A 12,245-nucleotide genomic window follows, 5' to 3' on the forward strand; every position below is an offset into this window, starting at 1 on the left:
TGGTCTAAACTTTATGTTTGGAAACCAACCGGGGAGACTGATTTCACGTTAGGAAATGTTTATTGTTTATTTTGCGTTTTGTATTCTGATTAAATTTAAAGCACTTCCTGCTTTAAACCACTCAATTTGAACATCGTTATAGGTATGGTTCGCTACAATTGTGTCTTTTGACCCATCTTCATGCGTAACAATTAATTTCAATGGTTTTCCAGGAGCGAAATCTGTTAATCCGGTAACATCAAATTTATCCTTCTCCTGAATTTTATCGTAATCAGCTTTGTTTGCAAATGTCAACCCCAAAACACCTTGTTTTTTTAGGTTTGTTTCATGAATTCTGGCGAAAGAACGAACGATTACCACTTTAACACCTAAATGTCGTGGTTCCATTGCCGCATGTTCTCTTGATGAGCCTTCTCCGTAATTTTCATCTCCTACCACAACAGAGCCCAATCCGCTGGCTTTTAAATCTCTTGCTGTAACAGGCACTTCTTCATATTTGCCGTTTACCGGATTAAATATAGAATTGGTTTCCCCATTGAAATAATTAACGGCACCAATCAACATGTTATTAGAGATATTATCCAAATGTCCTCTGTATCTTAACCATGGTCCTGCCATAGAAATATGATCGGTTGTACATTTTCCTTTTGCCTTAATCAATAAATTCAACCCAGTCCAGTCTTTACCATCCCAGGCTTGAAATGGGGCAAGCAACTGCAGGCGCTCCGAACTCTCATTCACATTAATGGCAATCGCACTTCCATCAGTGCCGGGAGCCAAATAACCGGAATCCTTCATATCGAATCCGTTCGGTGGAAACTCCAAACCTTTTGGTTCATCCAATCTCACTTCAACACCATCTTCATTAATCAAAGTATCGGTCATCGGATTAAAACAAAGATCTCCCGCGATAGCCAAGGCAGTAACCAATTCCGGTGACGCTACAAAACCATGAGTATTTGGATTGCCGTCATTTCGTTTGGCAAAATTTCTATTGAATGAAGTTATAATAGAATTTTTACGGGTTGGATCCTCTGTATGACGTTTCCACTGTCCGATACAAGGTCCGCAGGCATTGGCCATAATTACTCCGCCGATCTCTTCAAACTCCTTTAAAATACCATCCCGTTCCGTTGTATATCTTACCAATTCAGAACCCGGAGTCACCACAAATTCTGCTTTTACTTTCAGGTTTTTATCCTTAGCCTGTTTTGCCAAAGATGCTGCTCTTGAAAGATCTTCGTAAGAAGAATTGGTACACGATCCAATTAGGCCAACCTCCAATTTTTGAGGGTAATTATTTTCTTTAACAGCCTTTCCAAATTCACTTAAACTATGAGCCAAATCAGGAGTAAAAGGACCGTTAATATATGGCTGCATTTCCGATAAGTTGATTTCGATTACCTGATCGTAATACTTTTCAGGATTCTCATACACTTCCTCATCCGAACGAAGATGATCCATTACCACATCTGCTAAATCAGCAACATCTTCACGTCCTGTGTGACGAAGATAATTGCTCATGTTTTGATCGTAACCAAAAATAGAGGTAGTTGCTCCAATTTCAGCACCCATATTACAGATGGTTCCTTTGCCGGTACAAGACATCGCATCAGCACCTTCGCCAAAATATTCAACAATAGCGCCTGTTCCTCCTTTAACGGTAAGAATTCCGGCAACTTTTAATATTACATCTTTAGGAGAAACCCAACCACTTAATTTTCCGGTCAACTTCACTCCTATTAATTTAGGCATTTTCAATTCCCAGGGCATTCCCGCCATCACATCAACAGCATCGGCACCACCAACACCAATTGCAATCATTCCCAGTCCTCCTGCATTTACAGTGTGAGAATCGGTTCCAATCATCATTCCTCCAGGGAATGCATAATTTTCAAGAACCACCTGATGAATGATACCTGCACCTGGTTTCCAAAAACCAATGCCATATTTCTGAGAAACAGACTCTAAGAAATCATACACTTCGTTGTTTTGTTGTTTTGCATCAGCCAAATCTTTCTCTGCACCAATTGATGCTTGAATTAAATGGTCGCAATGAACCGTTGATGGCACAGCAACTTTAGTCTTCCCTGCATTCATAAATTGCAAAAGTGCCATTTGCGCTGTCGCATCCTGCATGGCAACTCTATCCGGAGCAAAATTCACGTAATCTTCTCCTCTTGTAAACTTATTCCCTTTTTCCTCAACAGATAAATGGGAGTATAAAATTTTCTCGCTTAAGGTAAGCGGTTTGCCTAAGTTTTTACGGGCATTTTTCACCCTTTCAGGCATTTGTTCGTAAACAGATTTTATCAATTTAAAATCAAATAGCATAGTTTGATGAAGTTTTGATTTATATATATTTTCACTTGGTATTTATTTCGAATTCGAAAAAGTCTACAAAATAAATAAATTATTATCGGATTTCCCGATCTTTTTATGCATTTTATTGTACATTTCACTCAAATACCTGCATTCTGACTTACAGCTGTTTATAAGGCTTTCAGTAAAAAACTGATCTGCTAAGTATAATTAAATTTAAATATCTAAATATAACAAAAACTTGGTATATTAAAAAGCATGTACTAAAAATCTTCATGAGCTTTCAGACAGCTTAAAAAGGAGCATAATTACCCCTTCCTTCCAATAAATTCCCCCTTGATAAAACAGACTTTTCAGGTATTTCTGAACTTCGGTAAGTTAAGTGCTTTTACTTGCCCTTACTCCCAAATTCCACAACTTGAAGATCTTTAATTTCCTTTGCTTCAATTGTGAATTTCACTATTGTTTGCACTTTGTGGAAACCATGAACTCCAGATGCTCCCGGATTTATATGCAAAAGATTCAATTCTTTATCGAAAATAACCTTAAGAATATGCGAATGACCTGAAATAAATAATTGCGGAGCATTCTCAAAAATTTCGGGTTTTACATTCCGATCGTAATTTTTGGGATAACCACCAATGTGTGTGATCCAGACATCAACCTCCTCGCAAACGAAGCGTTGGTGTTTTGGGTAAACCATGCGAACATTATGGTCATCTATATTTCCATGAACGGCTCTAAGTGGTGCAATTTCAGCTAATTTATCAGCAATTTCAATTCCTCCGATATCTCCGGCATGCCATATTTCATCGCATTCTTTAAGATGCTTTACCACAACCGGGTCAAGCCATCCATGAGTATCAGAAAGTAATCCTATTCGCTTCATAAATTTTTTATTATCCGCAATTTTGACGCGTAAATCTACAAAAAGAAAATGAAAGAAAATGCAGAAATAATCAAATTGAATTAAGCAATCGTTAGCGCTTGAAAGCAGCATATACCTAGGCTGTCACCCTTGCATGGGGTTCATCAGGCTACTAAAGGACAAGCTATTTAATCGGCAGATAAACACCTATAATCAGTAAAAAATGATTACTTTTGCATGCTTTTATTTTTAAAGAAAATACTATCAATGGGGTTTAAAGACGAGATAAAAAGACGAAGAACATTTGGGATTATTTCTCATCCGGATGCGGGAAAAACAACACTAACTGAAAAATTACTTTTATTTGGTGGTGCTATTCATGTTGCTGGTGCTGTAAAATCCAACAAAATAAAAAAAACGGCTACTTCTGATTTCATGGAAATTGAACGACAAAGAGGAATCTCTGTTGCAACTTCCGTTATGGGATTTGAATACAAGGGCCACAAAATAAATATTCTTGACACACCAGGTCACCAGGATTTTGCTGAAGATACTTTCCGTACACTTACAGCATGCGATAGTGTAATTATCGTTATTGATGTTGCAAAAGGGGTTGAGGCACAAACCAGAAAATTAATGCAGGTTTGCCGGATGCGAAAAACGCCGGTTATTGTTTTCATTAACAAAATGGACCGAAGCGGAAAAGATGCGTTTGATTTGCTTGATGAAATTGAAACCGAATTACAAATTAGTGTGAATCCTTTGAGCTGGCCAATTAACATGGGGCCTGAATTTAAAGGAGTTTACAATATCTATCAAAAGAATTTGAGTTTGTTTACTCCGGCAACTCAAACAATTCAGGAGACCATTGAATTTGACGATCTCTCCAACCCTAAATTGGAAGAATACATAGGGGATGATGCTGAAATTCTCAGAGAAGAGCTTGATCTAGTTTCAGGTGTTTATCCTGAATTGAATATTCAGGAATATCTGGATGCAAAAATTGCTCCTGTTTTCTTCGGTTCAGCTTTAAATAATTTTGGTGTTCGGGAACTTTTGGATGCTTTTATTCAGATTGCACCTTCTCCCCTTCCTTGCCAAACTGTTGAGCGTGTAATTGAACCTACAGAAGAAAAATTCTCAGGCTTTGTTTTTAAGATTCATGCGAATATGGATCCAAATCACCGCGACCGTATTGCCTTTGTGAAAATTGTATCGGGTGTATTTAGAAGAAATACGGCCTATTTACATGTTCGGAATGGCAAAAAAATAAAATTCTCGAGTCCTACAGCATTTATGGCCGAGAAAAAATCGATTATTGAAGAGGCGTACCCCGGCGACATTGTTGGTTTGCACGATACTGGAAATTTTAAAATTGGTGATACTTTAACTGAAGGTGAAAAAATCCACTTCAAAGGAATTCCGAGTTTCTCTCCTGAGCTGTTTAAATACATCGAGAATGCTGATCCGATGAAATCGAAACAACTGGCAAAAGGTGTTGACCAATTAATGGATGAAGGGGTTGCCCAGCTTTTCACTTCTGAATTTAATGGCCGCAAGGTAATTGGTACCGTTGGTGCACTTCAGTTCGAAGTAATTGAATACCGTCTGCTGCACGAATATACTGCCTCATGCCGTTGGGAACACATCAACCTTCACAAGGCTTGCTGGATCAAATCCAATGATGATGAACAGCTGAAAGAGTTTAAAAAAGCCAAATATCAATACATCGCAAAAGATAAACACGGAAGAGATGTTTTCCTTGCTGATTCTGGCTATATGCTGCAAATGGCACAAAGCAATTACCCTAAATTGGAATTCCATTTCACATCGGAATTTTAATCATCTAACTACGATATAAACAATTTTTATATGGCATTAAAAGAAGGATTATCTGTAACACAAACAATGACTGTCAGCAAAACAGATACAGCAATACATCATGGTTCCGGTAAACTGGAAGTGTTTGCCACACCGGCCATGGTGGCTTTCATGGAAAATACGGCCGTTGCCTGTATCGATCCGGAAATGGAAACAGGAACAGATAGTGTTGGTATTCAGATTGACACCAAACACAACAAAGCCAGTAAAGTTGGAGCTGTTATTACCTGCACCGCTAAATTAGTGAAAGTAGATGGCAAGAAACTAAGTTTCGAAATTGAAGCTTCAGACGAGGGCGGAAAAATCGGAAACGCGTTTCATATTCGATACATCATCGATCCTGTAAAATTTATGAGCAGACTCTAAACCCTGCTTTCAAAATATGAGAAAAGCCTGCAAACCAAATCGATTTGCAGGCTTTTCCCTTTTTCTCCTTTATATCTTAATCCATCAAGCGTTTTTCGCCATTCAGTTTTCGGATATCAGTTACATCCTGACTGACTTCAATACAGCCTTTGTAAGCATTATCCTCATCGCGTAAAGCGAAATACTGAATCAAAACAAATCTCCCCTTCATCTGAATCCAAAACGATTCGCTGCCCTTTTCACCACTTTTAAACGCTTTCACCAAATCGTCAACTACATGAACACTCTCGGGTGGATGACAATTCTGTACTGTTCTTCCAATGATCGCTTTCGAGCGGGAGAAAAAACGCTCCTTCGGATTGGAAAAGAAACACACCCGGTCATTTTCATCAATCATGGTAATATCAACCGGCAAATGATTCAGCAACATCATCGCTTGTTTCAAAGTCATTAGTCCCGTTTCAAAGTTAAGTACTGCATCTCCCAATTGATCCATATCTAATTTATCTCCTGCCATTTCGCGCTTGTTTGTTTCTTGTTTTTTTTCCTTTTTCACCAGTTTGGGGGCTTCGATAAAACTGAAGCCAATTTCATGACTTTGTGCGTTCATTTCCTCCCACAATTCTTCCGAAACAGCATTCAAAGCCACTGGAAACAGCAGGTATTCTTCTCTGGAAATAATTGCATACATGAAAAAGAACAAGTCTCCCAACAAACGGTTAATCAATCTTAAATCGATAAAACCGGATGTAAGTTCTGCTGTCAATTGCTTTTGAACTCTTCGGATATCATCGTGAATGGACCACATTACACCCAAACATTTGTAATCGGGAAACTGATTTTCGAAATAAGGAAAGAAAATATTTTCTTTGCGCCGGTAATGCTTATCCATCTCAGCCAATGCTTCTATCTTAGTTTTCAGGAAAGACAATTCATCAGCCAATTTAGCCTCATCTTTAATTGTGTTGATTCTTTTTGCCAAAGGTTTAATCTCCTTCAGTCGAGTATCCAGCTCAGCATTTTCCTGCATCATGATGCCCAAAAAATGAGTTGAATCCACATCAGGCTTTGGATGATTATGTATCTGCCTGTGAAATACGTTGAGTGCTTTATTGATCCCTATCTTAAGATCTTCCATCGGGAGTTTTGCCTCAACCAAACGATGCACTACCAAAACAATATCGTTTGGTGTTAATTGGTCGATAGCCGCCTGATGCTTTTTGATTAATTCGGTACCCTTCGCTCCATTTATCAGATGAAAACAAAAGTCATACAACGAATTAACTCTTGCCTGATTGTTATTTATAAATTCGGACATATGGTAATTTTTATCGTTCCTATATTCAGGGAAAATACAATAAAAAGCCCATGAAACCAACATATATGAAAGTTCCGTTCTATCAGTTAAACAGAATTTAAATGCATAATATGCACAGAAAACCTAAATCTTTACTGTGAAATTATTTATAAGATCCTTGATCACATTTCGTGCGTTATCGGGGTAATTTATGTGAACTGACTTTTCCTTTTGTTTTAACCAATGCCCGATTAGCTCAATGCTGTATTCTTCCAAATCATAAAAAACGGGAACACCTAATTCTTCCAATGCATGAGCATTACAAACCTGCTCGAATTGATTCTTCATCGGAATTACCGCCAACTTCTTACCCAAATGCATGGTTTCGGCTGGTGTTTCGAAACCGGCACCACAAAGAACACCTTCACAATCTTTTAGCCCTTCGATAAATTCTTCGGAATTTACAGGCCGAATGCTGACATTATTTTTCTGATATGCCTGCTTGCTGTGTTTTGAGAAAACCAACCACTTTGTAGATGAAAACTGCGACAGCACTGAGGTTATTTTTTCATCGGAATAAGCCGGCAAATACACCACATAAAAGCCCTTGTTCTGCACCTCCAATTTGCGGATTTCCCTTCGTATTATCGGTGTAAACATGTTGTGCCCGTATTCTTTAAAATGAAAACTTAAATTTTGTGAGCATGGAGCATAGTATTTTAATATTTTAAATCCGAATGCATCTATGTTTCCGGGCAAAGGGGTTCTGCTGTTCAGCATTGCTGACTGATGGCTCAGTCCTAAACAAAACACCTTTTTCAGTTTGCAGGCCCATGCTGTAACCGGTTCAAAATCGCTGATTACCAAATCGTACTCTTCAACCGGAAGTGATTTTATGTCCCGGATAAAACGGTAAACATTAAATTTTCGAATGGTTTTCCAAATATCAACACCTCCGCTTTTACCAAAAAAGAAGCCCAGGCCCTGCTTTTTATATTTAATTGGATGTTTAAATTCCAAATCGTGATGCAGACCGGAAATTAAAATATCGACTTCGGCCTCTTCCTTTAAATGAGGTATTAATTCAATTGCCCGGCTTAAATGACCATTGCCGGTACCTTGAATTCCGTATAGTATTTTCATTGATTCAGTATTATATGGAAAGGAGAAAGCTTGTAACAACTCGATTTTAGCTTTGCACTAGGATGCAATAAGCTTATTATTGGATGTAAATTCAGTAAGCATCTCCTTGAATATTTTATCGTAATCATCCAGCTTGTAACTCTCCAAATCGGGAACTATATCTCTGGCATTTTCATCTTCATTATACTCATAAATACTCCATTTTCCCTGGTGATATTCCAAAGCACTCAAACTCTCAATCCAATCTCCTGAATTAAGATACATTGTTGCCCCCTCTTTATTACTTATTTCCTTCATTTCAGGGTGATGAATGTGCCCGCAAACTACATAATCGTAGCCTTTTGTTATGGCAATATCTCCGGCAATTTCCTCGAAATTATTAATGTATTTCACTGCCGACTTCACACTGTTCTTGATCTTCTTAGATAGAGACACCTTCTCCTTGCCCAACATTTTAGCAAAAAAATTAACAGCCGAATTAATCAGAATCAGCAGATCATAACCAATAGATCCTAACTTGGTCAGCCATTTGGCATACTGCATGGTAACATCGAAAACATCGCCATGAAATATCCACGCCTTTTTTCCATCGAGATTCAAAACGATTTTATTCACGATACTTAAACCTCCCAAGGTAAAGCCTTCAAATTTCCGAAGCAATTCATCATGATTTCCGGTAACGTAATAAACAGGAATCCCTTTCGATAAAAAAGAGGTGAAATGCTTGATGATGCGCATGTGTGATTTTGGCCAGAATCGTTTGCTAAACTGCCAGATATCAACAATGTCTCCATTCAAAATTACTTTCTTAGGCTGAATCGAACTTAGGTACTTCAACAGTTCTTCGGCCCTACATCCCATGGTTCCTAAATGAATATCAGAAAGAACCAGAACATCTACTTCGCGTTTGCTTTTAGGCATAAATAACAGATTAATTTATACAATAAATATATACTGCGCCTGTTAACTTACGGCCTAACCTATTTTATGAAATAATAAAAAAATACAGCTTTATTGTTAAGAAATTGTTACAAGCCCAAAACAGAAATGAATGATCGGGAAAAGGAGAATGGTGAAAAAATAAGTGTGGCGAAAGATTTCCGAATCGGGCGAAGACTGCCCTACTTCGGGCGGGCACTCCACAAATCGGGCGAAGACTGCCCCGCTTCGGGCGGGCACTCCGCAAATCGGGCGAAGACTGCCCCATTTCGGGCGGGCACTCCGCAAATCGGGCGGACAGTCCCGAAAAAATTGTAAAGGCATTCCGGTCTGTTTTCTCCTCCACCCGTTTTATTTCCTGTTATTTCATAAGTTGCTTAAAAAAACCAGGAGTATTTGTTTCAAATGTCATCTCTTTTTTAGTAAAAGGATGTTGTATGGTAAGTGATGCCGAATGCAGAGCCAAGCGCTTCACTCCCTTTCCTTTTATTCCATACACTTTGTCGCCGGCCACCGGATTTCCATGTTCGGAGAAATGAACACGAATCTGATTTTTACGACCGGTAAACAGATTTATTTCGAGCATACTAAAGTATTTCGATTCCCTGATGACCTTGTAGCCAGTCTTTGCATACTTCCCTTTGTTCGGATTTCGCACAGAAAAAACCCTGTGAATGCTGTTCTCGGTCAGGTACGATTCTATAATGCCCTCCTTTTCGGCCAGCTTTCCTTCTACAACGGCAATGTATGTTTTACTGAAACTTTGCCACTCGGTTTGCAGGAAGATTTTCGCTGCTTCTGTTTTGGCAAATACCAATACACCTGATGTATCCTTATCCAGACGATGCACAATAAAAATTCTGTTTTTCGATCGCGGATTTCCTTTTTTCACGTAATGCGTTACGTGCTGATAAGCTGTTTTTGTGCGCTCACGATCGCTTCCCATGGTTAGCAAACCACTCACTTTTTCAACAACAATTATATCCTGATCTTCGTAAAGAACAGCACACCCTCTGGGTTGAAATCTTGGTTTTACTTTATGCTGTGGTTTCTGATTCTCTTCCATTATTTCTATCTGCGGATATCGGATTAAGGCTATGTTTTTTTTTGATTGTGCAAAGATTGCTCTTTCCTTTTAAGGATACAACTAAATTCCCTTTTTGTATTGTCGGCTGGTAGTATATTGAATGACTTCTTTCACTTTCGTTTCAGAATCTGCTTTCCCGTCAAGCAAATTTTCAAAAAGCTGAATGACTTCTGATTTCGACACCAATAGCTTGCTTTCGGTTTTTACATCCCGTAAATCAATCATAAAAGAAGAAAAAACATATGGCAAATCATTTAAAATGTCTGTATTCAGGAAATTGTTCTGATTGTAGATGGTATGATAGTTTCCTTTTGATTTTTCAATTAAAAACGAATTGTTTTTCAGGTTGGTGATGGATGATGATTTCTCGCATTGCTGAATGCATGTATCATCCACCCGGTTTTTCTCACAAGCAGTTACCTGATGAAACAAACATTGTCTGCTGGTCATCAGCACAATGGGATGATAAATGCTGTAGTGAAGTTCACAATCATCTGGTGCTTTAACAGCTTGAATCTGATTCTTCGTCAGCTCGTTAGAGATGAATGCCCCCGAGCAATTAAAATTCTCTTTTAAAGACACTAGACTGTACGAATTCACAATATTAATTTGCGGACCTGCAATCCAATTTATTCCCAACCGATAAGCTTCGTAAGCTATGCCGGTGTTATTGGTGACAATCAATTTTGGTTTTAACTGTTTCAGAAATTCGACCGCAGCAGTATAATCTTCCCCAATAATCACCGAAGGAAAGTAGGGAATCAAGCTTTTGTTCTTTGCAAAGAAATCTACAAAGTGAGAACGTTTGTTCTTAAAACTATTGGGCAGCTGAAAATAGATATCGGCCTTAGTTTTCTCAGCAAGAAACAACTCTTTTTCCGAAGAAATCAATACCGAAAGTCTCGGTTTATCAATCTCCTTTTCAGGATTATTTATAGCAGGAAGCGTAACCGGGGCAACAGTTTCTTTCGATCCATTTAAAATGAACAGGATTTTTTTCTTAAGTGAAGTAAGCTCTTTAAAAGAAATATAAACCGCAGTCTTTATGCCTTCCAAATTCAACTCCTCTATAAAATATTCGGTGTCGTTAAAAGCTTTGAATCGCTTTAAAACCATAGCCTCAGTCAACACCTCTGTGCCCTTGTTGAACAGATTGCTTTCCGAAAATATATCAAAGCCTGCATCCGGTGTTTTTACAGAAACTTTTAGCGGAGAACCACATTCTCCGGAAAGATGAATTTGCAAAGGCGCTTTTTTCGCACTTACCTGATTGATCTTAACCTCAACCAAAGCTTTAATATCTTCCTTTTCCTGATATAATTTTAACTGCCCAGCCTCTACCTCATCAGCGGAAGCATACGAATTAATTTCTGAAAGATGTTTGATGGAATGATCGCGGGGATTATCGATAAACATGCTTTTGCTGATCTCTCCTTTCAGTAAAGTATTGGAGAAACCGCGGTTAAATACCTTGTGCAAAAGGCTGTCATCCGTACCAATTTTGCCCTGTGAATAAAAAGTATCGAGTTGCTTTCTCCAGACATCCACCACCGTGTACACATAATCGTACTTCTTAATTCTTCCTTCAATTTTTAGGGAATCAACACCGGCATCATACAATTCCTTCAGATCGAAAAAGGCCGAATTGTCTTTTAAATTCAGCGGGTATTCTTTGCCTGCAGCAGTAGTCTTGTACTGATCACGGCAAGGTTGACTGCAGCGACCGCGGTTGCCCGAATTCCCACTTAAAACAGAACTAATATAGCAGAGTCCCGAAAAGGAGATGCAATTGGAACCATGCACAAAAGCCTCCGTTAAAATGTTATTATCGTGTGCAATTGAAGTCAAATTCTCTATTTCACAGATGTTTAACTCCCGTGACAAATTCACCCGGGCAACAGAAAGTTTGCTTAAGAATTTTATCTGACCTTCATTGTGGGTAGTCAACTGAGTAGAAGCGTGAATATTTAGGCTTTTGAAATACTTTCGAAGCAAATAAAGCATTCCCAGGTCTTGTACAATTACACCATCGATACTGGTACTTACCAACTTGTTCAGCAAACCAATCAGAGCCGGAATTTCACGTTCTATGATAATGATATTGAGCGTAAGAAAAACTTCACAATTGTGGCTGTGAGCCAAATGCAAAATGCCCTGCAGATCTTGAAAACTAATATTGACAGCTCTATTCCGGGCATTGAACTGATCCAGTCCGCAATACACTGCATTTGCACCGGCCAATATCGCTGCTTTTATGGAATCAACGTCTCCGCCCGGCGCTAATAATTCAATCTTTCTTTTCGTCACAATCTCTTACTCTTTATGGGATGCCAAAAGTAAAG

General features: G+C 38.6%; 9 protein-coding genes. 2 read left to right on the forward strand and 7 right to left on the reverse strand.

Annotation, left to right across the window (positions count from 1 at the left end):
* Positions 1-66 precede the first annotated feature (66 nt).
* Together GQR60_RS10735 and GQR60_RS10740 are read right to left on the reverse strand one after the other, a co-directional pair.
* Positions 67-2,334: an aconitate hydratase gene (locus GQR60_RS10735; protein ID WP_124992920.1), complete on the reverse strand. Its 2,268-nt coding sequence runs from the start codon at positions 2,332-2,334 to the stop codon at positions 67-69.
* A gap of 376 nt (positions 2,335-2,710) precedes the next feature.
* Positions 2,711-3,211 (reverse strand): metallophosphoesterase family protein, encoded by a 501-nt coding sequence (locus tag GQR60_RS10740; RefSeq protein WP_124992921.1) that lies wholly within the window; start codon positions 3,209-3,211, stop codon positions 2,711-2,713.
* 216 nt (positions 3,212-3,427) lie between these two features.
* Here GQR60_RS10740 and GQR60_RS10745 point away from each other — a divergent pair, with 216 nt between their 5' ends.
* Together GQR60_RS10745 and GQR60_RS10750 are read left to right on the forward strand one after the other, a co-directional pair.
* Positions 3,428-5,032 carry a peptide chain release factor 3 gene (locus GQR60_RS10745; RefSeq protein WP_225441389.1) on the forward strand — a complete coding sequence of 535 codons (1,605 nt, stop codon included), beginning with the start codon at positions 3,428-3,430 and terminating at the stop codon, positions 5,030-5,032.
* A gap of 30 nt (positions 5,033-5,062) precedes the next feature.
* The gene (locus tag GQR60_RS10750; RefSeq protein WP_124992922.1) at positions 5,063-5,437 is read left to right on the forward strand and encodes a thioesterase family protein; all 375 of its coding nucleotides are present in this window, start codon (positions 5,063-5,065) and stop codon (positions 5,435-5,437) included.
* Between the two features lie 76 nt (positions 5,438-5,513).
* On the opposite strand, the gene GQR60_RS10755 is transcribed toward GQR60_RS10750, so the two are convergent.
* The 5 genes from GQR60_RS10755 to GQR60_RS10775 form a co-directional block, all read right to left on the reverse strand.
* Positions 5,514-6,755 (reverse strand): DUF438 domain-containing protein, encoded by a 1,242-nt coding sequence (locus tag GQR60_RS10755; protein WP_160463461.1) that lies wholly within the window; start codon positions 6,753-6,755, stop codon positions 5,514-5,516.
* Positions 6,756-6,878: 123 nt separating this feature from the next.
* Positions 6,879-7,877, reverse strand: a complete 999-nt coding sequence (locus tag GQR60_RS10760; protein WP_124992924.1) for a glycosyltransferase family protein — start codon at positions 7,875-7,877, stop codon at positions 6,879-6,881.
* 57 nt (positions 7,878-7,934) lie between these two features.
* Positions 7,935-8,798, reverse strand: coding sequence for a UDP-2,3-diacylglucosamine diphosphatase (locus GQR60_RS10765; RefSeq protein ID WP_124992925.1), 864 nt, complete (start codon positions 8,796-8,798; stop codon positions 7,935-7,937).
* 379 nt (positions 8,799-9,177) lie between these two features.
* On the reverse strand, positions 9,178-9,882 hold the full coding sequence (locus GQR60_RS10770) for an RluA family pseudouridine synthase (RefSeq protein WP_124992926.1): 705 nt from the start codon (positions 9,880-9,882) through the stop codon (positions 9,178-9,180).
* Positions 9,883-9,963: 81 nt separating this feature from the next.
* A complete protein-coding gene (locus GQR60_RS10775; RefSeq protein WP_124992927.1) occupies positions 9,964-12,210 on the reverse strand; it encodes a U32 family peptidase in 2,247 nt (748 codons plus the stop codon).
* Positions 12,211-12,245: the final 35 nt, after the last annotated feature.

This window comes from Labilibaculum euxinicum (assembly GCF_009795715.1).
Taxonomy (GTDB): Bacteria; Bacteroidota; Bacteroidia; order Bacteroidales; family Marinifilaceae; genus Labilibaculum; species Labilibaculum euxinus.